This window comes from Aeromonas sp. SG16, from assembly GCF_024436135.1.
GTDB classification, from domain to species: Bacteria; Pseudomonadota; Gammaproteobacteria; order Enterobacterales; family Aeromonadaceae; genus Aeromonas; species Aeromonas jandaei.
Genome location: NZ_JANFNW010000001.1, coordinates 1041548 through 1064590, shown reverse-complemented (window position 1 = coordinate 1064590; position 23043 = coordinate 1041548). Strand labels below are relative to the sequence as shown.

Annotated in this window: 27 protein-coding genes; 15 read left to right on the top strand and 12 right to left on the bottom strand. The window is 45.7% G+C overall.

Annotation, left to right across the window (positions count from 1 at the left end; translation table 11 throughout):
- Positions 1-7: 7 nt before the first annotated feature.
- Positions 8-322 (bottom strand): helix-turn-helix domain-containing protein, encoded by a 315-nt coding sequence (locus tag NOM67_RS04785; protein WP_255934286.1) that lies wholly within the window; start codon positions 320-322, stop codon positions 8-10.
- Between the two features lie 376 nt (positions 323-698).
- Here NOM67_RS04785 and NOM67_RS04780 point away from each other — a divergent pair, with 376 nt between their 5' ends.
- Positions 699-1892 carry a hypothetical protein gene (locus NOM67_RS04780; RefSeq protein WP_255934285.1) on the top strand — a complete coding sequence of 398 codons (1194 nt, stop codon included), beginning with the start codon at positions 699-701 and terminating at the stop codon, positions 1890-1892.
- Positions 1893-1903: 11 nt separating this feature from the next.
- Positions 1904-2257: a hypothetical protein gene (locus tag NOM67_RS04775; RefSeq protein ID WP_139476953.1), complete on the top strand. Its 354-nt coding sequence runs from the start codon at positions 1904-1906 to the stop codon at positions 2255-2257.
- A gap of 986 nt (positions 2258-3243) precedes the next feature.
- Here NOM67_RS04775 and NOM67_RS04770 read toward each other — a convergent pair.
- Positions 3244-3819, bottom strand: coding sequence for a helix-turn-helix transcriptional regulator (locus NOM67_RS04770; protein ID WP_208736216.1), 576 nt, complete (start codon positions 3817-3819; stop codon positions 3244-3246).
- A gap of 166 nt (positions 3820-3985) precedes the next feature.
- On the opposite strand from NOM67_RS04770, the gene NOM67_RS04765 reads away from it, so the two are divergent.
- The 6 genes from NOM67_RS04765 to NOM67_RS04740 all read left to right on the top strand — a co-directional run bounded on the left by NOM67_RS04765 (position 3986) and on the right by NOM67_RS04740 (position 6537).
- The gene (locus NOM67_RS04765) at positions 3986-4201 is read left to right on the top strand and encodes a Cro/CI family transcriptional regulator (RefSeq protein WP_255934284.1); all 216 of its coding nucleotides are present in this window, start codon (positions 3986-3988) and stop codon (positions 4199-4201) included.
- 38 nt (positions 4202-4239) lie between these two features.
- Positions 4240-4638: a hypothetical protein gene (locus NOM67_RS04760; RefSeq protein WP_255934283.1), complete on the top strand. Its 399-nt coding sequence runs from the start codon at positions 4240-4242 to the stop codon at positions 4636-4638.
- A gap of 4 nt (positions 4639-4642) precedes the next feature.
- Complete coding sequence (locus NOM67_RS04755) at positions 4643-4864, top strand: hypothetical protein (RefSeq protein WP_069529464.1); 222 nt, start codon at positions 4643-4645, stop codon at positions 4862-4864.
- A gap of 173 nt (positions 4865-5037) precedes the next feature.
- Positions 5038-5799 carry a helix-turn-helix domain-containing protein gene (locus NOM67_RS04750; protein WP_370689137.1) on the top strand — a complete coding sequence of 254 codons (762 nt, stop codon included), beginning with the start codon at positions 5038-5040 and terminating at the stop codon, positions 5797-5799.
- Positions 5777-6250 carry a hypothetical protein gene (locus NOM67_RS04745; RefSeq protein ID WP_255934279.1) on the top strand — a complete coding sequence of 158 codons (474 nt, stop codon included), beginning with the start codon at positions 5777-5779 and terminating at the stop codon, positions 6248-6250. Before NOM67_RS04750 ends, NOM67_RS04745 begins: the two co-directional genes overlap by 23 nt.
- 2 nt (positions 6251-6252) lie before the next feature.
- Entirely contained in the window at positions 6253-6537 is a 285-nt protein-coding gene (locus NOM67_RS04740; protein WP_255934277.1) for a hypothetical protein, read from the top strand.
- Positions 6538-6683: 146 nt separating this feature from the next.
- On the opposite strand, the gene NOM67_RS04735 is transcribed toward NOM67_RS04740, so the two are convergent.
- The 4 genes from NOM67_RS04735 to NOM67_RS04720 form a co-directional block, all read right to left on the bottom strand.
- Positions 6684-7847: a hypothetical protein gene (locus NOM67_RS04735; RefSeq protein ID WP_255934275.1), complete on the bottom strand. Its 1164-nt coding sequence runs from the start codon at positions 7845-7847 to the stop codon at positions 6684-6686.
- Complete coding sequence (locus NOM67_RS04730) at positions 7848-8297, bottom strand: response regulator (RefSeq protein WP_255934273.1); 450 nt, start codon at positions 8295-8297, stop codon at positions 7848-7850.
- Positions 8278-11229 (bottom strand): hypothetical protein, encoded by a 2952-nt coding sequence (locus tag NOM67_RS04725; protein WP_255934271.1) that lies wholly within the window; start codon positions 11227-11229, stop codon positions 8278-8280. The genes NOM67_RS04730 and NOM67_RS04725 overlap by 20 nt, the downstream gene beginning before the upstream one ends.
- Before the next feature lie 386 nt (positions 11230-11615).
- Positions 11616-12041, bottom strand: a complete 426-nt coding sequence (locus NOM67_RS04720) for a hypothetical protein (RefSeq protein WP_255934269.1) — start codon at positions 12039-12041, stop codon at positions 11616-11618.
- A 426-nt stretch (positions 12042-12467) separates the two neighbouring features.
- Here NOM67_RS04720 and NOM67_RS04715 point away from each other — a divergent pair, with 426 nt between their 5' ends.
- Together NOM67_RS04715 and NOM67_RS04710 are read left to right on the top strand one after the other, a co-directional pair.
- Positions 12468-12758 carry a hypothetical protein gene (locus NOM67_RS04715; protein ID WP_255934267.1) on the top strand — a complete coding sequence of 97 codons (291 nt, stop codon included), beginning with the start codon at positions 12468-12470 and terminating at the stop codon, positions 12756-12758.
- Positions 12759-12800: 42 nt separating this feature from the next.
- Positions 12801-13148 carry a hypothetical protein gene (locus NOM67_RS04710; RefSeq protein ID WP_255934265.1) on the top strand — a complete coding sequence of 116 codons (348 nt, stop codon included), beginning with the start codon at positions 12801-12803 and terminating at the stop codon, positions 13146-13148.
- A 6-nt stretch (positions 13149-13154) separates the two neighbouring features.
- Here the strand turns inward: NOM67_RS04710 and NOM67_RS04705 are convergent, their stop codons facing one another.
- The gene (locus NOM67_RS04705; RefSeq protein WP_255934264.1) at positions 13155-14873 is read right to left on the bottom strand and encodes an ABC transporter substrate-binding protein; all 1719 of its coding nucleotides are present in this window, start codon (positions 14871-14873) and stop codon (positions 13155-13157) included.
- A 1222-nt stretch (positions 14874-16095) separates the two neighbouring features.
- Here NOM67_RS04705 and NOM67_RS04700 point away from each other — a divergent pair.
- Positions 16096-16548: a hypothetical protein gene (locus NOM67_RS04700; protein WP_255934263.1), complete on the top strand. Its 453-nt coding sequence runs from the start codon at positions 16096-16098 to the stop codon at positions 16546-16548.
- Between the two features lie 54 nt (positions 16549-16602).
- Here NOM67_RS04700 and NOM67_RS04695 read toward each other — a convergent pair whose 3' ends face one another.
- Positions 16603-17235 (bottom strand): heme-binding beta-barrel domain-containing protein, encoded by a 633-nt coding sequence (locus NOM67_RS04695; RefSeq protein WP_255934262.1) that lies wholly within the window; start codon positions 17233-17235, stop codon positions 16603-16605.
- A gap of 368 nt (positions 17236-17603) precedes the next feature.
- Here NOM67_RS04695 and NOM67_RS04690 point away from each other — a divergent pair, with 368 nt between their 5' ends.
- Complete coding sequence (locus NOM67_RS04690) at positions 17604-17792, top strand: hypothetical protein (protein ID WP_208736227.1); 189 nt, start codon at positions 17604-17606, stop codon at positions 17790-17792.
- 91 nt (positions 17793-17883) lie between these two features.
- Here NOM67_RS04690 and NOM67_RS21730 read toward each other — a convergent pair whose 3' ends face one another.
- The 3 genes from NOM67_RS21730 to NOM67_RS04680 all read right to left on the bottom strand — a co-directional run bounded on the left by NOM67_RS21730 (position 17884) and on the right by NOM67_RS04680 (position 20406).
- On the bottom strand, positions 17884-18156 hold the full coding sequence (locus NOM67_RS21730) for an HNH endonuclease (RefSeq protein WP_370689158.1): 273 nt from the start codon (positions 18154-18156) through the stop codon (positions 17884-17886).
- Positions 18157-18509: 353 nt separating this feature from the next.
- Positions 18510-19577, bottom strand: coding sequence for an HNH endonuclease (locus tag NOM67_RS04685; RefSeq protein ID WP_255934259.1), 1068 nt, complete (start codon positions 19575-19577; stop codon positions 18510-18512).
- A 199-nt stretch (positions 19578-19776) separates the two neighbouring features.
- Positions 19777-20406 carry a hypothetical protein gene (locus NOM67_RS04680; protein WP_255934258.1) on the bottom strand — a complete coding sequence of 210 codons (630 nt, stop codon included), beginning with the start codon at positions 20404-20406 and terminating at the stop codon, positions 19777-19779.
- Between the two features lie 267 nt (positions 20407-20673).
- On the opposite strand from NOM67_RS04680, the gene NOM67_RS04675 reads away from it, so the two are divergent.
- Genes NOM67_RS04675 through NOM67_RS04665 form a run of 3 tightly spaced genes read left to right on the top strand, consistent with a single transcriptional unit; the run spans position 20674 to position 22337 of the window.
- On the top strand, positions 20674-21264 hold the full coding sequence (locus tag NOM67_RS04675; protein ID WP_255934257.1) for a DUF1367 family protein: 591 nt from the start codon (positions 20674-20676) through the stop codon (positions 21262-21264).
- Positions 21264-21593, top strand: coding sequence for a nuclease domain-containing protein (locus NOM67_RS04670; protein WP_255934255.1), 330 nt, complete (start codon positions 21264-21266; stop codon positions 21591-21593). The genes NOM67_RS04675 and NOM67_RS04670 overlap by 1 nt, the downstream gene beginning before the upstream one ends.
- Positions 21594-21638: 45 nt before the next feature.
- A complete protein-coding gene (locus tag NOM67_RS04665; RefSeq protein ID WP_255934254.1) occupies positions 21639-22337 on the top strand; it encodes a TIGR02642 family protein in 699 nt (232 codons plus the stop codon).
- Positions 22338-22383: 46 nt separating this feature from the next.
- Here the strand turns inward: NOM67_RS04665 and NOM67_RS04660 are convergent, their stop codons facing one another.
- Complete coding sequence (locus NOM67_RS04660; protein ID WP_255934252.1) at positions 22384-23040, bottom strand: hypothetical protein; 657 nt, start codon at positions 23038-23040, stop codon at positions 22384-22386.
- Positions 23041-23043: the final 3 nt, after the last annotated feature.

Sequence of the window (23043 nt, the reverse complement as noted above, 5' to 3'; positions counted from 1 at the left end):
GCTCAATTCACTGGATAAGGTTTGGCGCCTCAGCTCTTTTCGCTTCTGACTTGGTCTCGGGGGGAGGGTTGCCTTGACCAGTGGTCAGCCAATGGAAGTGAACCGACAACCCAGGATGCTGGGCAATCAGTAACAAGGCCCCACCACCGATCTCCCGGTAGTTCAGTTCGTAGTTCTTCAGTGTGGTTGGGGGGATCCCCAGTAAGTCCGCGAACTTGGGGCGGCTCAGCCCCATGTTTTCACGCAGGGTACGTAAGCGCTTTCGGCATTCGTCGTTGAGCTGGGTGATGGTTGTGTTGGATTGGTCGGAGTGATTTTTCATGGTGATGTCCTTGGTTGGTTTACAAACACGGTTGGAGGAGATGGCGCTTTTTGCTCGCCAGATGGTAGGAGGTCAGATCTGTGACCCACTAAATAAAAGTTGATTCAATACAGATGCTTACAGATAGGTCTGAATGGGCTGGGAAAATCGCCCCTCGGTTGCCAAGGGACATGAAAACGGAATTTTGAGACCAGGATCACCCAAGGTGAGAGATGCTGAGTGGGTCTATCTTGTTGTTTCTCACCTGATTGAACTGGGTAGTGTCAAAGCTAAAACCCCTCTACTGATAGATCTATCACTAGAGGGGCCTATTTACTCCAGCTAGTTTTCTCGGGCGGTATTTCACCGCAGCAAACAATCCAAAAGGAGTTTGAAAATGGCTGAAGTAGACAAGGCTGTAGCGACTTTGCAAGACATGTGGTACCTGGCTGCTGTTGATGGCTTGGGTCTGGACAAGTCTTCGTTCATGCTTCTGCAGGCGGGTGCGCAGTTGCCCTATACCACCAGTGCATTCTGGCAGTTGATCGACTCGATCCCGCCCAAGGCTCTGACATCGGTATTGTCGTTGGGCTCGCTCAACAGCTTCTACCAGGACTACGGTGGTTTGTTCAGTGCGGTCATTTCACCGATCAGCGATGACTTCAAGCGGGTGATGGGTGACAACCTGAGCGACTGGATGGACTACAAAAAAACTGTCACAGCATCTGCTCTGAAAGATGCTGGCGGTTGGCCGGGAGTGTTTGCGCTCTGGGCTGGTCAGAACTTGCCGGACAACGTGGCAACGTCTGCCATCTCAATCATGAACAAGGACGTCCACAATGTGGTGAACGCTGCATCGTCGAAGTATTACGCCAATAGCGATGCTGACCATCCGTTCGATCCCAAGAAAGACACCCTGTACAACATCAAGATCGATGACATCACCGGTGGGCTGATGGCACACGGTCCGACGAAGTCAGTGCATATGGACAGCAAGACTTCGTCATCCGACGTGTCCACTACCTGGGCCAAAGGTGGGGTCAGTGGCTTCTTTGATATCTTCTCCCTCGGGGGCGGTGGTAGCTACAGCAGCACAACCAGCAAATTTACCAGTTCTGAAGTGACCATTGATGCAACATTCCAACATGTTGTCACTTTGGAAACCTTCAAACCGGGTGACTGGTACAGCTCTGCCTTCCTGAACTACGCCTACAAGGGAGGAGATACGGCCTGGTCTGCGGGCAACCCGATGACCTGGGCGAGCACGTTTGGCCCGGACGGTAACCTCCAGCGGATCATCGAAGGATTGGTCATCGTTGACGGTATCGATATCGTCATGACCTCCGATGCCACCTACAGCTCCGAGGAGCAGACCTCGATCAAAACACAAGCCAAAGGGGGCATATGGCCGTTCTTCTCAGCCAGCGCCAGCGGTGGCCATGACACTGATGTGACCTTTAACGATAAAGGTCAGATGACGGTGAAAACCTCGCTCCCGGCGGGAAATCCCGTTGTCTTTGGTGCCAACGTCCGCGATATCTCTGCCTACGTCACTTCGCAGGCATTGAAAGCTGCGGCAATGGCAAAATGAGGTCTGCAAGGATGAAATCAATTATCTCTGCAGTCATCACTGTCATGTTGATGGTGTGTTCTCAAAGTGCGTTGGCCTCATATTTGGATTTTTCTCCAAATTGGAGCGCGCCAGCCACCAAGCCAATGAGCAAGAAAGCCGCAGCGAACGTGGTCATGCAGTGCAAGACCGTTGCGGCCTACAGCAACATGGCCGGAGACAAGTCTGGTGCGATGGTTGTCGCTGGACCTCATGAGACCCCGACAGATAAAAAGACCCACCTGACGGTGCGGCTCTATAAAAACAATACGCATGAGAAATCATGCCACGTATACACGGGTAAGAATCTGGACTACAGCAGCTGTAACTGCGAGTACGTAGACTGACCTTTAAACCTGATGCGCCTGCCTTGAGCAGGCGCATTTTTGAGTTTGGCATCCCAGAATACTCTATGGAATATTCTGGGATGCCTCCTGATTTCAGGAGGCAACTCGTCACCTTCCAGCCCCACATTCCGGTTCCAACGGTTGTATGGGGATCTGCCGGGCCAGCAAATTTCGAGTGGTGACAGCCCATACCTGGTTGTTAAAGAGCCCGCTTGGCCGAATCTGGCGTGAGCGAAGCCAAAGCATCCTTGCGGTGCTTGGAAAAAAGGCTTTGGCTATGGCGCTATGAGGGAAGCGCCAACCCCTGGCTATACAGCGTTACGGCGGTAATCAGTTCGCCAGTGGAGGAGTAGGTTGGGTTTGGGTACATGGGCTGTTCGCAGCTGGGTTGCACGAACAGCAACGAGGCGGTGTTGCTCTGAGGCAAGCATTGCCAAATGGAGGCGTTGCTTGATGGCTCGGCGGCGTGTTGCATTGCCATTCAGGCGGTCTGCAATGAGGGTTATGAGCTGGTCTGCTCGTTTGGCGGCCCTGGAAAAAATGCGCTTGGTCATGGTACATTTACTCCCATTGGCGAGGTGGTCCTCGCTAATTCCCGCAAGCTTTGGCTGGTCGGGGTCCTGATTGCTGGGGTTGGTCCCCCGGCATTCCGATTGAGGGTTGGTCCCCTCAGTCCTTCAAAGCCCGCCCTGCGCGGGCTTTGTCGTTCTTACGCGCTGGTCAGGCGCTTCACTTCTGCCCTGGTTAGGGGCGGGTCCTGATTGCCGATACTTAAAGTTCCTTTCAACTACGCATGTATGAGCAGATCTTCGGTAGTGGTTAAACCTAAAGTTCATCACCAGACTGTTCTCGATAGTTGACGAAAATAATTGTTATCGATCGAGAACGTTTAGTCAATCCATGATCGTGAACTTCATCAAAATAAAAAACCCGCCTAGGCGGGTTTGCAAAAGAACGGTTGCTAAGGGAGGGACGTGTCAGCTAGCTCAACCTCTACGTTCCACCATTCTCCCTAGAACAATTACATCTTTTGACGCAATAACGGGAAGGCGTTCGTCATCCACACCAAAGACCCATCCTTCTATTGCTGGTATGGCGCGAAGAAGTTTAGCTTGGTTAGCCCGAGAGATTTGAACCAGCAATATGGCATCTGCCTCAACAGCATTGATTCCTAAGTCAATTAAGCACACATCTCCCTGCACTATCCCTTGCTTGGATAGCTGATTGTTTGGCGCTTCTACGCCTATCAGTGCCCCTGGCATTTCTGTGAGCAGCGTTTTGTCGGCACTTACCAATGGGAGAGAGTCCGTCGGGTGCAGCAACACTTCATCGATAGAGAACACGGGCACTCGGTAAACACTGTTCACCAAGTCGTTAACTACCTCGATGGAAGGGCGCCCGGTATATAACTCGATCGGATCTACTGAAAGAGCCTTTGCTAGACCGAATAACGTAGAAACCCGAACGTCTTTCAGAGGATTACTCAGTAGATTCGACACTAAAGATTTAGATATACCTGCACGTCGAGCAATCTCTGACACGCTAAGGCCTTGATCTTCCATCCTAGCCCGGACTCGTTCATTAAATGAAGGTTTCATGCCGCCTACTGTGAGTTTTCAATGGTGAACAAATTTTATGACGTGAGGTGTTCTCATTGGTTGTTGAATACTTAACTTATGGCGTTTACGATGGTGAACGTTGGTTTGTTTATAGACAAGGAGCTGGCCCATGAAGAAAGAAGCTGTGATTAAGTATTTTGGCAGTATGGCTCGAGCTATGAAGGCTATAGGTATCTCGCGCAGTCTCGCAGTGAAATGGGGGGAGGTCATCCCAGCTCAGCATGCGGTTAGTTTTGTTATAGCCAGTAATGGCGAGCTGCGTCTTGGGCTGGAGGATTACCCCTTAAGTAAGACTTTGGAAGTTTCAGGCCAGCGAGCCGCCTGATTATTGATCTGCCGCATTACAACGAGAGGGCTTACCGCATGGGAAGAGAAGCACTTCCTGATCACCAAAAGCTCGACACGCTATCGCCTTTAAGGACACGTGCTACACCTGCCCAGCGCCATATGTGGAGAGAAGTTAGTGCCGAGTTCGGCATGACAGAGACCGCATTTGCCCGCACTTCATTGCTGATCCTGCTCAACACCATATCTAAATATGAGCCGCAGATCCTGGCTAGGGCCGTGAAAAGGGCGAACCTGGCTCTTATCGAGCAGGGGTACCCGCCGGTCACAGTTGAGGAGATCTTGAAGGGGGAGGGGTTACCTGAGCGCGGCCTGCTCACGTTTACCTCTGAAGATGAGGCCGTATACGAAGAAGAGCGGCGCAAGACGCCGGTACAGAAGCTGATTGGACTAATCAATGTTGTTTTAGGGAGATAAGACCATGTCTACCGTAGCAAGACTGACACGCCCGGCCCCGAAGCATGTGGATGAGCGTGACAACATCATCCTGAAATCCGTCATGCACGAATTGGCGTTATTTCTGGAGGATGACTCGTCGATCACCATTGCGCAGGCAGCTGGTACAGACAGGACTGCTTTACGCCTGTCGCGCCAGCTAATGGCCTACCAAGTTGAACGTGCGGAGAAGCAAGGTAGCGCATAACTCTCAACTGTTGCCCAGCTGACCACTGGGCATTTTTAAAATCAGGACCCGACCATGACCAAGTCAATCAAAGCCCTTGGGGGCTCACTATTACCTAAATTTGCGTCCATTTTCGGCTGCATAGTGCAGTTCGTCCTCTTTCGGGAAAGCAAGACACATCGGAGGACTGAGCTATGAGCATGCTGCTGATGGTTAAAGCGATGAACATCAAAGTGGGTAATCCGCTACGTAAACTGGTGCTTATCAAATTGGCAGACAACGCCAGTGACACCGGCGAGTGCTGGCCTTCGCATCAACATATCGCTGACCAATGTGAGATTTCGCGTCGCTCAGTGATCAGTCATATCGATGCGCTCTGCGCGGCGGGCCTTTTGATTAAGGAGGCCAGAAGAGGCCCCAATGGGAAGAGGTCAAATGTCTACATGCTGACACTTGATGGTGAATCTCCTGCACATCCAGATGTGCAAGAGATGCACATAGCATGTGCAGGAGTTGCACAGACTCATAGTGCAGGAGCTGCACATAGAATCAGTCACTCTTTAGATCCAGTCATTGATCCAAAGATCCCCCCTATATCCCCCCAAGGGGAGCGCGCTGCCGAAAGCTCAGCTCCACGACGAGGAACTCGTTTGCCGAATGACTGGTTCCTACCTGCAGAGTGGGGCAGGTGGGCCAGCCAAGAAACTGGATGGCCACGAGAGCGGATCCTCCTCGAGGCCGCTACGTTTGCCGATTACTGGCAGTCACTGCCAGGGGCCAAAGCAACCAAGCTGGATTGGGAGAAAACATGGCGAAACTGGGTGCGTCGCGCTGCCAGCTCGTTTAGGACGGCAGCACAGCGAAAGCCATTGGCTAACCTGCAGGCGGCCCAGAACGCAGCACAGACACTCAGAGAGTCGGGGAGGGGGTTCTATGACGACAACACGCCCCTCTAACGTGACAACACTGCCAGGGATGCTGGAACGGCCATTAGTGAGCGACCGTATGGCGGCGTTTATGGCAGAGGAGCTGTTGCCGATGATGGCTGGCAGCTGGCCGGCAAGTGCGAACTACCTGGATGCGAATGCCCGCGGCGTAGTACTTGCCTGGGGAGGTGTGTTGCGTGGGTTCACTCCCGCCCAGATCAGGGAGGTGGTGCTTGATATGGCTGCCGACATCGAGCGCCAGTTTGCACCGCGCCCAGCAGAAGTGAGGGCAGAGATACTGCGCAGATTGCCTCCTGAGCCACGCCAGCTCCTGTTCTCCATAGGAGCGTGCGAGATGGAGGCGACTGTGATCGTGCTAAAACGTGACGGCGAAGTTACTTGTGAGGCGGTGAAGGTTGAGATGGAGAGGATCCTCGCCGACCGTCGAGAGCGTGGTTACATCATCACAGGGGGGCTTTGAGGATGTTCAACCAAGATGTGATCGCCGCAGTCAAGGCCGCGAAATTCTGCAGGGTGGTGGTCTACCCGGCCGTTATGGGCTGGTGTGCCGAGCGTGTAGTGCTGGAGGTGGCAGATGAGGTTTCGGCATTGGGGCACACGGATTGCCTGCGCGGGGCAGGGCACTGGTTGGTTGTCGATACGCCTACCGAGCAAGTGGTGGAGGAAGTTGAGCTGTTGAGGGGGGGAGAAGGCTTAAGTACTATCAACTCAGGGGAGGCATTTGCGATATACAGTTTTGAGCAGTAGCAGAGACCTGATGGTTGATATTACAACGAGTTATAGTGGAAGCGTAGTAATAAGACATTGTGCTTTTATTTCGTTAAAAGAAATAGCCAGGTGGTACCACCTGGCCGAGTTGGATAAAATAGACAGATATATAAGAAGGGATATTACTATAGAGATAACTCATTCAGTTTCTTATAAAGCATTGATTCCACGTATCTAGCAGATAATATACAAGCTGGTTCGTGGTAGTCATCATTCTTAATGGTATCACCTAGATCTACAACTGATTTTGCCCCAAAATATAATGGTTTGCATAGTGATTGAATCGCAGCTTCATATAGAGAATACATTTCCATTTCTAGTGCTGCCATTTTTCTTTGCTGATTACCTATTTCCCTCATGATATTTTCGTCAGCGATAACAGCTGAGCCGGAAGATATTGGCGCTACAGTAACTTTAAAGTCCTTTAATTCTTTATAATAGAGGCCGCTCCGAATATAGTCCATGAGCTTTACGTCTTCTGTAGACTGGCATAAATCAATGCTAAAATCATGCTGTAGTGTTACTTGGTATGGCTCTTGCTTAAACTCACCATCCTTCCACTTTCCTGTTTGATATTCCCAACAAGTGCTCCCGACAATAACATCAAGATAATTCGAGCTTCCTTTCACTCCTGCGCATATACCACTCATTGCTACTATTTTAGGTTGAAAAAGTTCAATGGCTTTTGTCGCAATGATTGCCATATTAACCAATCCCATTCTTTGCGGCTTTATTATCAGGCCATGAAATCTATCAATGCTGACCTCTAAACAGTCCATGCCTGAAATTTTTCTGACTTCACCTAATTTTAAATTTGTGTTATTAAAGGCACTCCTTTCCTTTGGTAAAGCACAGAATATTAAGAAGTCATATTTAACATTTTGCACTACTCGTTCTAATTTATTTGAAAGCGCAGAGACCCATTTATTTGACAAATCATAAGTGACAACGGTAATCCCCGCGGAATTGAATGAACGAATATTACGTAGTTCACTGACTTCAAATTGCGTAAGAGCAATTGCCTCAGTTTTATAATTTCGACTAGCTGAAAATTCATTTATCAAATCTTCAGAGCAATCTATGGCTTGTACTGAAGCGCTAGACTCTGGAAGAAGCATGTCGAAAATAATTAAATCAAAAGTATCTGAGCACAGTGTCCTTCTAGCTACAGCCAGATCCATTGCATAAGTGATTTCAGGTGCCGGTACTTTGGGAGCGAGCTTAGACAAAATAACTTCTTCAATTGCAGTTCTTTTGTTAATGTCATCTTCTATTAAAAGGATTTTCATTTATGACCTCAAAAATTCAATTGTTCGTTTTTTCCAAATCATTTGATCAACATTGTCATAATAGCATGCATCTATTGTTCTGAAGCCATACTCTTCCTCAAATGCCCGAGCTGAATTTTCAACAGGATATGGCTCGCCTTCAATTTCAATTTCATGATATTGTGTTAGTATTAATATAGGCATTTGTTCAAGCTTTCTCTTTTTTAGTTCAAATAATACTTCAATGCCTCCTGTTGGTAACGGTGCTGGTGCTCCTTGTCCAGGTAAAGCCTTGTGGCTAGGAAGAGACATATCAAGAATTATTTTGTCTGGAATAATATTCTTTAGGAATGAGACTGCAGAGGAAACGTTGTCAACAATGGTTGACTCAAATTCAGTTGATTCCATATTTATCAAGTCAACTATTTGAGAAGACTTGTGCTCATCATCCTCAACAATCAGGATTTTCATATTTACCTCGACTGGTCAACTCAAAATTAAATTCGAATATCAAAGCGGACTTGTTAGGATCTATATGGTATTGTATATTGCTTATGCTACCATCTCTCTCCATTTTTTTCAGTTTCTTAATTCCACTATTTCCCTCTACAATATGTGCGTCATCATCTTGATCTGCAAGTGCCGCTTCAATTTTATTTTTCGTTTCGGTATATGTTTCTCTTAAAGATAACTCAGTGGTCAGTGTAATTAAAAGAGCATTTCTTTCATCTGGCTTTCTCACGTCGAATATTATTTCGCCATCAAGTTTACCATGTATGGCCGCATTATGTATTAAGACATAAAGCGCATCGTAAATTACATAGTATGTTCCCCCAACTATAGGAAAGCTTAGGTCTTCAATAGAGTATTTGGGGTCGAAATGACTAACGTTTCCTTTTACCTCTGAAATTACAGCTCTAAACAACAAATAAATGTCCGTTGAAGGCGACGCATAAGATGGCTTGTTAAACCAAGATGACATTAATGTGAATTTCTTACTGACAACAAGATTTATTTCACGACTGAATTTTGAGTATCTTCTTTTGCGGCTGTCACTAGCAACTCTAGGTAGGTAAGAAAATACGCCATGGATCGATTTCATCTCACTTAATAATTTTCTCGTAGCCCTTAAGTCTATTTCGACAAGTCGCCAACAATAATCAATGATAAGGGATGGCAATCTAGCAACACCAATTTTTGAAGAGTAAACACTGAGAATATCATATACTAATTGGTCTGCGTGTGTCTTTTTATAAGGCGAGTCAATATCTGTAGTTATAATGCCATATGGTTTTTTCCTTTGTTTAATTTGGAGGTAAGTCTTTTCTAATCGACCGATCATTGCTTCATAATTTTTAAGCCATGAATCGAACTTACCCTTGAACTCCTTGTCATCAAATAGAGCCTTGTACTCATCTTTCTTGGATAAATCTGAGAGCTCAGTTATTGCTGTGCCACGGAATGTTCCGTGTCGTATTCTACGCCCCAAATAAGATGCAATACCAAACATGCTATTATTGCAAAATTCATTATAGCACTCGAGTAAATGATCAATAATTGTCTCAGTCGCACCAACACCTCGATTTTTTTTATCCCAATCTAAAGTCAACCCTCTGTTGTTGCTTATCATGAGATTATCGATAGCCATAGTTAGTTTGCTAACCATGTTATCTTCAAACCATTGGCTGTATTTAAATGGGTCTACATATATTCTTGAGTCATCGATCGTATCTCTTTCTTTATTAATTTGGATGTCAATTCTTAAAGTTTTTGCTCGGTCTAGGTATCGCTCATTGTTTGTAGCCTCACCGAACCAATGAAGCATATCTGCTCTCATTTTTAGTGCATCTACAGGCTTTTCAACAAGATGAAATAGAGTTATTAAAAACGTTTCATTACAAATTAAAAGAAAGTGTTCAGCAACTGCTGGGGAAAGCTCAAAAAGATATTTAAATAGCGAGTTAAGATCTCTGTTAAATTCATTTATGCAGCATTCCTGAATGGTGTTTCGTAGCTCGTATTCTGCATATTGTTTCTTATTGTTAATTGATATGAGGCAACGTATTACTAATTTAAGTGATAGCTCTGTAGCTGATGATGCGATTCGCTCAAGATATTCTGGCTCACAAATTTCACCTATATCTCGTGTGTATGACATCAACTTAACAAATAACACCTCATCATTGCCACTTATATCGCCTTCACACTTATTAATAATATGTACTAATGCATTTGAGTTTTCTAGCATTCCACAGAGAGTGCTATCATAGACGTCTCTATTTAATGCTACAGTCTTCATTTCTGAACATCGAATGTCGGATAATGAATTTATCCCCTTGAAATATTCATTAAGCAATCTTTTTGAATATAAAGAGCTTTTCTTTTTACTTTTTATGTCAGAATAGTAATGACCATGTATCGCTAAAAATTTGAATGCTTTTGTTTGCTCAATGAATAGGAAACTTTCCCTAAGATAATGATAGCCGGAATCCTCATTAATCTTCTTGTACATCTTTTCTGGTATAAAATCGACATTTTTGATAGTGTCGAATAGTCTATTCAGATCCGCTGATGTATCGCATTTGTTTTCGATAAAATCAAGATGCAGTTCGTTGATTGTTTTTAAGTATAAAAAAGCATCCAAAACAGAAAATGAAAAGTAACCATTAAGTTTGTTAATAAAGTCTTGGTTGTTATCTGGTATAGGTCTGACAAATGATTTTACTATTTCAATGTATGAGTGGGTACTTTCCATCTCATTGATTTTTTTGTGTATTGCGAGATGTGATGTTCTAAGGTTGCTTAATTGATTAATTGACTCTTCAATTATTGGTGAATTTGATAGTGATATTTTAGTTTTGAGCGACTCAATTTTATCTAATGTTTCTTTGTTTTCGAGTTCAAGGGTTTGGTATCTTACTGTTATAAATGATATCATTCGAATTAGAAATATCGATACACCTCGGCATTCAACTATATCAAAGCATTTATCAAGCGAACTGTTTAACTTGTTCTCTTTTAATAAATGAATGAGTTCTATCGACTTTTCTAAAATGCTAATCAATTCATTGGAGCAGGAGTTTATTTGCTGGGATATTTCCTCTAAGCTAAACTCTATTTTATCTGGAATTCCCTTCGGACATGTTTCATTTAATAACTGTCCAATGGGATTTCCTAAAAATAAAGGGTTTGTTTTGATAAATAAAACCGATTTTTTGAAATCAGATTTACTGCTGCACAGTTTTATTTTACTTAAAGCATTTTTTGCAATTATATAATTCTCACCATCACTTATACCTCTAATTAAATTTCTAGCCTTTTTTGACTTTATATTTTGAATTAAAGGTGTTTGAAGGGGTGTTTTTTTGTTTTGCTCTTCCGCTATTTTTGCTGGAGCATTCATATTGGTATCCCATCTGTTTATATATTGCATTCAATTATTATATATTAAGCTGATAGAGGTGAATCTCAATTCATGCATGTACTTTCTGTATGGAAAGTGAACCTTCCGTTTATCAGAACATCGTGCTGAGAGTGCTATTTGATAAGTGCGAATTATTTTTCTTAGCGCCGAACCACGCCTTCATGATCACGGTGTTGATTTCTGAGCCAAAAGAGGATTTAATCCTCCGTTTATCCAGTTTGCCGGGTTCTGTTCAGGAAAATCCTCAAAATAATCTGACCATTCACCCATTGGGTTCTCCTTGTCGGTTGTTTGCATCGAGTCCATCTGATGCTGTTGTGGTCGGGGAGGGCCTGATTCATGGCTTGCAATACCTGAGTCAAGCACTACCCCTCGGGGCCGATCACGGCATCAAACCACTGAAGCGATAATTCAAGGTCACTTAGTTCAACTTCAAAGCCTGCTTGCAGGCCACATTTGAAATGACCATTACCTGCTAGATACTGTGATCCTACGGTGAAATTGAGCCCAAAGTGGCCCAGTTCATCTAGGTTTGAGAGCTCAAGCTGGAAGTCCTCCCGTGACATAGCAATGAGTTTCGCCTCGCCTTTGAGCTCCCTAACCAAGACTGTGAGATCCAATATAAAAGCCTCAATCTCAGGCCACTCAAGCCATGCTTTTAACCCTTGTACCGAATAGGCACCCACGGTTGCTGATATTTCAACTTGCAGGTCTGGGTGTGATGAGTTTTGTGATGGGGTGGCATGAAGGAGCTTGAGTGAGAGTTCACCGCACGTGGTGTGGAAATGCATAGTTTAAAACTCTGAATTTAATAGATAGGCAGAGCACCAATGAAGGGTATCAGGCAAACATCTATCATCAGCTCGTCTATCCTTGTCAGTTGTTAGCACCGAGTCGTTCTGATGCTGTTGTTGTGGGGGAGGGATCTCTACGCGTTGGATTCGCTACCGCCCCTAAGTTACAGCCCCCAGATTGCTGCTTTTGACCAGTTGTCTGACGGCATTGAAGATCACCATCCTAAGGCCCTGAGTGAGACATGGGCATCAGTCGAATAGCTTACCAATCGAATCTCTTAAAGTTGAGCGATTTATCCGCTAACTCTGTGATATCAGGCATGTTTTTGATGCAAATCATTAATTAATCAATAGTGGGTTAATTATTAATTAACGATATGGTAGAACCAGTGGTATTCATAAGAGAACTAGATAGGATCGGTTGTGAAACGATTACTGTTACTGGCTCTGTTGAGCATCGGATGTGCCGCCAGCGCCAAGGAGCAAGTGCCTGACGCCAAGCTTGTAGATGAGCAGGTGAAGCAGCAGATTATCCAAGAGTCCATCGAGAGCTACCCTGGGAACTGTCCGTGCCCATACAACTATGCCAGGAACGGCAGCCGTTGTGGCAAACGCAGCGCCTGGAGCAGGGCCGGTGGCTATGCGCCGATCTGCTACAAGGAAGAGATAACGGACGAGATGGTCAGTGAATGGCGGGGTAGGCAAGAGGGATAACGATAGCTGGAGCAAGATAGCTTCCTACTTAAGAGGGCATGGATGTCAACAGCAGAGCTATTTGAAAAGATCGCTACTTGGGCGCTCCAGCAGGACCGGTTTATCACCAGCCTGCATCTTTGCGACGAGTTCAACATTTCCCTTCCCATGGCCACCCGGATGATCCGAAAGCTAATCACCCATCCCCGGGTCACTGCAGAGGCTAAACGTGAGACGTGTATCGCAAATGACACGAAGGCCCAGTCGATGCTGATGGTGCGGGTGACCAAGGTTGTCAGAGAGCCCATGGGGCCACCGAAGTGCCCAAAAGTTGCGGTGCTTCCTAATCCTAAAGATGATGTAGTTATAGAGAAACTGAAGAAACTGGTTCTCCACATGCCCCCAAATTAGGACTATTCAGTTGGGGGGACAGATATTAACTCCCAGTTCTGGAGCATCAAGCCAGAGATGTTTGAAGGAACAATAGCCCTGAGGGTTTACAACTACCCCCTTCAAGCGTGAGTCAAAAGTGACATGTTCGACCTGACGAAATAAAGGAAGGTACCTGTATTGGTGACAGAGTTGTGTTTCCTGCTGTAGAACGAGACTAAGACGTTCTTCCGGTCGACAGTGGGAGAGGTGAGCTCTTAAGGTCTGTGCCATTTGTTTGTGTTGTTTATGGCCCAAAGCCATAGTCACGCCAACGCTGGAAAGCAGCAGTTCAAATAACCCCCATTCTCCACTGCTATCAAGGACCTCACCCAGTAGTACTAGATCGACGTCTTCTTGAGCGGCTCTGTCGATTCCTGATACAGGAATAAGATGCCACTTACACTCAATCCCGAGCTTAGCCAAGCTATGCGCTAGCCAATCCCTTTGGGATCGTTGGCTATCAATGTCCGAAGCTAAGATGCGCAGGGGGTGATCAAGCTGCAGTCTATGGGGTGGATCGGGGTTAATTGGTGGCAGTATGTAGCCACTAGGAAATATTGAATATGCCGGCACCATGTCCATCACGTGGCGTCGGTCTTGTTCTAGATGATGCCAGATTGCGCAACGAAGCTTGTCATCATCCCAGAGAGGGCTCAGATGATGAAAGATGAGATAGAGACAGCCTGCCGTTTCATGGGGCTGATGGACTTCATTAGGCAGGAGTGGCTGCTCTACCTTGGAGTGAAGCCAGAGACTGGGCGAACGCTCTGATGGTGGCAGATGCCAGATTTCAATTTGCTCCAACTGCGGCAACACCCCCCAATAGTATTCATGTCGTCTCAGAATCAGATGATGGGTGCTGCGTTGTTGCAACTTGAATGGACCAGTACCAAAAAAGGTGAAACGGCCAAGCGGGTCACTGGTGCCGTCACAGGCAACGATCTTACTACGCGGGTTAGCAAGGAGTTGCAGTAAAAAAGGATCAGGAGTGGTGAGACGGATTTCTACTTTTAACGGAGAGAGAGCCACAACACTGCTGATGTGCATATAGAGTGTGTACTGCTGGCTTGATGGGTGGCTTAGTCGATTAAGCGTGCGAACGACATCATTAGCATCTAGTTGGGATCCATCGTGAAAGCGAATACCACTTCGGATCCAGAAGTACCAACAATATCCGTCTTCTTGTTCTTCCCAGTGATGCGCCAACCCAGGACGTAGGGAGCCATCTGACGGAGAAACCTCAAGCAGTCCATCATAGAGGTGTTCAATGATGTGTAGATCACTGCTTGTGGTAGCCACCATTGGATCAAGCTCGACAATTGGACACGATACGGGAATGATGATGCCATCTACACAATTGCGTTGTTGGACCATCTGACTGAGCAAGTCAGAAAAGTTGTGCTCAGCCCCAATTTCGCCAAGTAAAGTCATCGCCAGATCCAGTTGGCCGGACTGGCAGGCATCAAGAGCTTCTTGGTATGTGAGCTGACGATAAGCATGTCGTAACGTAATATGGGAGCGGTTACCTCTTCCGCGGCCCGGTGACCAGTGAATCCAGCCTTCCTCAACCAGTGCCGCGAGTATCAATTGAATATTTCGCCGAGAACAGCAGAAGATTTTTTCCAACTCAGCAAGAGTAATGTCTCCCTCACCATAGGGACCTAATGTACTCTCAAGTTGTAGTAAGCGATGCCTTTGGTTCATCGTGCTCTCTCGAAAAAGGTGAAATTTCTTTTATCACTTCTTCAATTTTTCTACATCATTTTTTTGTTCATTATGCGGAAATACCAAAGTAGGAGAGTATAATGAACAACCATATGTACACTCATCATCATTGGCTAAAAGGTGATGATCCTCATGCTGCCATTCTACTGTCGTTGCGCCCAAAAAGAAGGAGTATAATAAAGTTGTTGCTGGTTTGGCTTAAATGTATGTGTATTAAACTTCATCTAAAACGCCAGTGTTTGGTAAAAAATTAATATAATCTAGAGATGTCAATGCGTGTGCCTTATAGATTGTAAGTATGAGGTTGGGAAAGTACAGTGAGGGTGAGAAAGAAAAACACCTTGCTTATACAATATGAATCCGACCAGAATACCGTTATAAATTAACCATGAAAGTAATGTGAGGTGTGCTAATAAATGAAAAGAAATATATTGTCTTTACTCTGTGCTTTGATTTCGTTTCTACTATTAATGGTAGCTACTTCTGGGGAGCCAGATAATGCATCTCTTCTAGATAAAATTGACATGGGTTCTTATGTCCACGGCTTGGCATTTTTCTTTGGGTGGGGGTTAGGATTTCCTAATACAGTTGCCTACATTTGTTCGATTATTACCGTGTTAACTATCTATTTTGGGTTGTTTTCAATATTTCGTTGCTGTTTTAATTCTGAGCTAAATAATAGATAGCAGTTCTGTATGGTGTTATTTCCCTTCCCATGGCAGCCCGGATGATCCGAAAGCTAATCACTCATCCCCTGTCACTGCAGAAGCTAAACGCGAGACGTGTATCGCAAAGATACGAAGGCCCAGGTGATGCCAATGGTTCGGGTGACCAAGGTTGTCAGAGAGCCCATGGGGCTACTGAAGCCGGCCAAGGTATGTAAGCCAACTCATCCTCGGGCTTATCCCAGCCAATAAAGATGAGAAGGTCGTGGGCAGGCTCAAAGAGCTTGTGGCGAGAATGCCTTGGTGATTGAGTGAGCCGTTGTCTTGGCGGCTTCAGTGCTTGCTTGGGAACATATTGAGTCGGGTGCAGAGCCGGAATATCTATATTTAGTAGCTCTTTAAATTGATCTAAATCAATTCACGTTTCAGTTAATGGTTTGCAAATCAGCAATAGAGTAATTAGATAATCGCAATAGGAATTTATACAGCCCGGTCTCTATGGATGTAATTTATCATAGCGAAAAACAGGGGGCTTTATGATCATATATGGGAAGTATGGCGGTGCTGCATTGCGAGCAGTACACCTAATGGTGCAGAACAATTATGACCATGTCAGTGCTTGGGATATGGCGATGTTCGAAGCATTCGGAGAAGACCTAGGCGTTAAAAAGTTCAAAAACAACCCTAAGGTTACATTTCTGACCCTATGCAGTTTGAGTGCGATTAGCTGTATCATGCCAATCTATTATGATGCAGCCGCAAAGACTAAGATGTATGTCACCACTGCCCTTGATATCCTTTCTTCTAAAGACAAAGCTACACCGATTAACCCTGATGATTTATGGCAAGAGGTCATTAGTGCTTGTGATGCTGCAGCCACACTGAAGCACAACAATCAGATGGATGTCGTTCTGACACTATGGTACGCAAATGTACTGAATACCCATTGGGCGAGTGATGAGGTGGAGCTTAGGGCTGACTTGCTGTAATCGTCATTTCGTAGAGTAAAAAGACCAAGGTGCTGATCACCTTGGCCAGTCATACTATTTTACTCTGGTGAGTGAACCACTATCAGAGTGGGCAAATGGCTTGCCATAGACCTGCAAGCTAGTGGTTTGGTTGTACTTGAGTTTGTCTTTTTCTGAGAAATCGAGCGTTAATGTAAAGTCTGTCGTCGTGTCATTGGCTGTCATATAGGTGCTTTCAGCAATGCCGCGCTTCCCTGTTTTGAAGTCAATCTTGTTGCCAGCTTTGCCTTCGGTCACAACACAAACTGCACGAGGAATGCAGTATGAGTTATAGACAACTTGATTTTTCTTGTCATAGATAAGGTAGCCACGTTGATCGTGGAATTTTCCATTATCCCTTTTTCTGAATACCTCCTGCTTGTAGTACATCGCTACAAGGTACTGCTCACTGGCATTCTTCGCATCTGCAGCAGGTTCGAAGGTAATCGTTTCATAGAATGGCTCTACAGCAGGGCCACCTTTGCCTACCTTGCTTCCTTCCTGCCCTGGCGCAACATCTACACCACCTGTATCAGTGCTTTTCCATGTTCCTGCCAACTGGGCGAGGGGGCCAAAATCCAAGCCGTTTATCATTGTGTCTGTGTCTGAGTCTGCGTAAGCCAGAGTTGAACTGGCCAGTAAAATAGCTGGAATTACTAACTTACTCATATATAACTCCCATCAGAGGTCACTGTTATTATTGTTTTCAGTGCCCTGAATTTAAAAATGTGAGGGAGCGGGGTCAATATGATATTGGTAGGTATGTCTGGTTTTGTGAGTCGAGGTTTGTTTTTTGCTATGAATAAAAACTAGCTTTGATCTGAGTCAGTTTTCATTTCCAGATTTAAAAAACATTAATGTGAATCTAGATCAAATTTCTATTTTGACTACTGGAGATTCGAGGTCTTAATTAGTAATTGTTTTGGGGACGTACATTCGGATACAAACCGTCACCAACTACACACGGAAGTTTGCTGAACCCAGTCGTAGGATGAAGTCATGGAGAACGGCTCCATCACCCAATAAGGATTGAGACCATGAAAAAAATCATCCCCCTGGCAGTAGCTGCAGTTTTCGCCCTGACCTCTGGTTTCACCATGGCGGCTACCCCAGCCAAGGCTGCGGCACCGCAAGCGGTCCAGACCAAGGTAGTCAAGAAGCAGCATCATCAAACCAAGCATCATGCCAAGGCACCGGCAGTTAAAGTAGCGCCGGCAACCAAATAAGTTTGGTGGTAGTGAAGTAAGCGGAGAGTAAGCAAAGGGAGGCTGAGCCTCCCTTTTTTCATCTGCATTGAAGTTTATGCCAGCCAGATTTTTACTGCGCGCTTGGGTCAGATCTATAAATTTCGCTTCTGTGATAAGCGAGATACTCGCTCTGTTTGGGTTTGAAGGGGCCGACGTTTATTGGTAGCTGAATGCCCCACTGCTGAAGGGCCCGCTCGATGCAGGACTTAACACACAGCAGGTCGCCGGTGTCAGTGAAGGTAATCCAGCCACGATCGAATAGCTTATCGATTTGAGGGGAGAGCAGCAGGCCGTTGTTCCCATTCAGGTGTTCTGCGTTGTTGCACACGTTCCAAGGTTTGATTTGGCTGCAATGAGTTGTGCCTTATTGGTTACGCAAGGTGACCATGCATTTAGGTTCTATGGCTTTTAGCAGGGAGCCCAGATGCTGACAGAATGTCTACCAGTCAATGTTCGAGTATGCTTATGCCTTGTCGTTATACTGGTATGTGGCTAACTGATACAGCTTCACCAGTCGCTCTACTAGAAAGCGGGATTACGGACTCAAGGTTTGGCTGAGAAGGTTGGGGGATACACCGACCTGAGGCCGGTGTCAGGTGATAACTAGATCTGTACATGTAAGGAAACAAATATCATCACAAATATTGCGATGCCAACTCAAAAATGCCCACTGATTACTTTATGTGCATAAAAAGATTACATGATACTATTATTCTCTTTATCTTCAAAAATAGCATTATGCTTCTCCATATATCTGTCTAATCTTTTGATTTGATCTGGCGTTAGGTTAGTGGTGGCTAGAGATTCGCCGATTTTAATCTGTAACTTAGGAAAGTCTGTTTTGTATCTCTGATAGTGTTTTGATAAAACCAAAACAAAGTCATTACCTCTTTTATAGAAGGTAATTATATGTCTATCGAAAAGCTTGTCTATATGTGCACAGAGAAGTATACCATTTGCTCCATCCAATCGCTCATCAGTGCTTTCACAATTTCGCCATGCTTGAATGTGTGATGCAACTAGGAGGTCTTTTATGTCCATCAGCGTAACAGCACATTTCTCACCATTACCCCAAAAATCAATTACATTTTCACGGAATTTTCCTTGTCCTACTCTAGCAAGAACTAAGGTCTCTCGTTCTGAATCACTCATGTCTGACTCTCGATTTAGTATTTCGAGTAGGTCGCCGACTACTTCTTTCGGGTCGCTGTGTATGTGATTTATTGTTTCTATGGTGGCTTGATTTGGACTGTATAGCTTGTATCGCCAAGAGCCAGGGTTGAGATTAATTTCACTTTTTTCGTCAAACCAAATTAAATTCTCCGGTTTGAATCTAATATTAACTTTAAATACCGTGTTAAACTCACTCATGTATGGAGAGGTAGATATTCCATTTAAATGTTTTTTTATTTCTCCATTCTTATCATTGTTCTTTATCATCAAAGTAGCCGATTTAATATCACTTGGTTTTAATATCTCAGCTGATTTTATCTTGCCTACAACATGATATTTTCTATCGTAATATGTGAATAATATTAGGTCGTATACCTTTCCTATATGTTTCTCCCCTGCATTTCTTACTCCTTCAATAAAACCATAACGATAGTCACCAAGATCAAATAGCTCATTGCTGAGCCATTCTTCAAGGCCGTAACCGTGTTTAGATTCGAATAATTTATCACCTGTGCCTTTGCAAAATGCGCCGCTAGGACGCTTCCATTGTTCAGTATTGAAGCAGATCCGGGTAAGTTTTATTTCATTCATAGGTTTCTGGTCACTTAGCTCAAAGCATAAATACTAGCGATGTAGACTATGATCTTAACTCCACGGCAGAGTGTTTTCATAGGTGATTTTTATCAGGATCTCTTTTTTGTTTGAAAATCAAACAATGTGTGGTTTTGTCATACACATGAAGCAAGGTAGCATGCATTGCTATTGTGTTGCTATGTTCAACTAGCTCTTATCAAGAGACATTCAAGCATTTACAATGCCGCCTTTTTAACTCTTTGTTTATTACCATGAGAGATATTATCGGGCCACTCATAGATATCAGGTATACTCCACTTATAGTTATTATTCCTGATAAAAATAGAGGTTTCCATCCTAATGTCATTGGGCCAGTATATAATTGATTGAAAAACATAGTGACCCCCAAAACTACAAACATAAGACCAAAAAATGCATGATATAGACCAAATGCATATTCTAGTTTTGTGGTTTTAAGTTGAAATGTATTGCATTTCTTGATAATCGTAGGGGTCAACCTCAATGCTCTAGCAAAATGATCAAATGATATTTTATCGTTGATTTCACTGTGTAATTCAAATGCTTTATCTATCAGTGGCTTTCTAGCCCTGACGCCATAAGAAAGTCTGAAGTATTCACACTCGATTTCTTCCTTTAATTTATTCTTGAATGTATGGCTTATATATTTGCTCTTTATTGTATTTTCTAGATCAGCTACACGACGTTTTCTTTGTATGTGGTATGCATCAAGAAACTTTAATGAGTTGTAGCCAAGACTTATTACGATCGCTATGAGAGCATATATATAATTTTCTGATTCAATGTAGGTCATTAATTTATCGAGCATGTTCACTCCATCATTTTTCAAACCAATAGACGCTTCTATAATCTACCATTTTCTGTTGGGCTTCAAATGGTTATCCCTCTAGAGCGTGACATTGCTCGTTATTTCGCCTTAACATGGTCCTGCTGGACTTAGACCACCCGGCTTTTATGACCAACAGGACCCAGACAATGACCAGGCAACACACCCGAGATCTATCCGCAGTTTGCTCCTGCGGAAATTCCTGCATTCTCAATAGGCCCCCCGTGGTTATAAGCCGCAGGAGGTGATGTGGATCTGACCTTGCTGAGGATGTCTGGCGGGGTTTTGGTTCCATCCACCCCGGCAGATGCAGAAGTTATTCGGCTGATGCCTATTGGTACCACTATCCAGGCACAGGGTAGGGGACGCCGTAATCCCGCCTTTCACCGCCGCTTCTTTGCCTTGCTCAATCTGACCTTCGACTACTGGGAGCCAACTGGCGGCTTAGTCTCGCCAGCAGAGCAGGGGATTTTAGATCGCTTCGTTCGTTACCTCTCACGCTTCGGTGCTTCCCAAACCCTAGACCAAGCCAAAGAAGAGTTCATAGACCAGCTTGCCAGTATCCGGGTCGAACGCCATGGCCCCCAGGCCGAGAAGTCATTCGAGGTGATGCGTAAATGGCTCACCGTCGAGGCTGGCTATTACAGCATCGTGATACTCCCGGATGGGGGCATACGGAAGGAAGCCAAGAGCATTAGCTTCGCCAAGATGGGGCAGGAGGAATTTGCAGATCTCTATCGCGCAGTCTTCGGTGTTTGCTGGCGTTATGTCCTCAGTTTGCAGTTCAGCTCTGAAGCCGAGGCCGAGGAGGCCGTGACTCAACTAATGGGATTTGCCTGATGAGATTTGAGACGAGCCCGATCCGTTCTCAGGCGCTCCGTGATGGCGCCCGCGGCCAGCTCTGTAAGCTTCAACTGCCCGGTGTCTGTATTGGTGGCACCGACACTACCGTTCTGGCTCACCTTCCGAGTGCCCCGCATGGCATGGCCCTGAAGGGGGATGACCTGGTGGCGGTTGAGGCATGTTCTGCCTGCCATGATGCCATCGATGGCCGACTTCCCTATGACTGGGAACCAGGGGAGCGAGAGGAGGTGATTTATTCGGCGTTGACCCGCCAGCTGCACAGCTGGGTTGTGCGGGGGCTTATCAGTATCAAGGGCGCAGCATAAGCCATTTGCTTTTAATCAGGACCAAGACCACACGAGGACCAACTCATGAGTAACTCACTGGAAATGGCATTGCGACTGTTCTCCCCCAAGGGGGCGCTCCATGAGCCAACCAGCGGCAGCTTCAATGCCCTGGGTCGTGATGACTTCATCGGCGCTCTGCAGGTGGCGGCCAAGTCAAACGAACAGGGGCTGCAATACCTGATGGCCGATCACCTTGTTGACCCGCAGTCTATCGTTGCTCTGCTTACCTTCTTCGAGAGTGAGCTGGGGAGTGAAGAGGCTGCAGGCATGGCCCTGGCCATATTGCTTCGGCGCCCACTGCCTGAACAGTTAGACCGGCTGGTGTCATCGCACCCTTACTTTGATAAGGAGCGGCGCAGAGCATCGGTGGTGATGGAAAGAGCGAAGCGGGCTCACCGGGCTGGTAACGACCATGAGTACCGACGCCTGCTGGCAGAGCGTAACGGGATATTGAGTGCGGCCCGGGATCGTTGTGCCGATGAGATCCTGCAAACCGGACGCTGCCCGCAGTGCAAGGGAACCGGCAGGCGTCTGCGACTGGGTGATGAGTGTCCGAAGTGTCACGGTACCGGGCGAGTGGTCCCGGATGCTGAGCTCGTGTCACGGCGCTTTGGAATGGCAATGAGCGAAGCAATAGAGCGACTGGTAGACGAGGTGATTCACCAGGCGTCGGACTTGGTGCGGATCATGGACCGGCAGGTGAGGGAGATGAGTTCGGTCTGAATGACCGGGCAGATATAGATTTCGGGGGCTTGGAACCCCCGAACCATTATGCTGTTTTTGGCGTAGGAATCCCTTCAGCGTTGCTGAATTCAGCAGAACCACGTTCGATATCTTCACGCGCCAGCCTGACGTAATGCTGGGATAGGCTTCTTGTTCTGATGTAGTCATTAACCTTGGTTTTCAGCTGCTCGATATCTTGGCTTTCATCGATCGCCCGCAGTACTAAGCCGAAAGCACTTGAAAGTGACGACAGGTCATTCTCAAGCTTGTTGAATCGCTCATACAGCATTTTTCCTTGAGATTGCCCAAATGTGTCAACCCATTGTCGTTGTTGATATTCACTTAGCTCAATCTCGCGAGTCGCACACTCAACGGCAGTGTTCCTTCTCGTTTCAGTGACTGGGTCACCCCCCTGAAATCTTCGAGTATTCAACAGTTCTCTATATTCCCTCAGCTTTTCCGCTTTTCCTGGTTGTTGAACGTACTCTTCAAGTCCATTTAACGCCCAATCTGGTACTCGGCGATAGCTCACTTTTTTTGGTGAAATCAGCCAAGCCTGGATACTGCGAACGGTGACCTTCTGTCCAGTCATCTCAGCAATGGCCTCGACAACGTAATCATTGTCCCCCCCGAAGTATCCGTGGATGAGTTGTGAAAGTCGTTGCTGCCTCATGAATTCTTCATTTGGATTCATTTTTTCCATGCC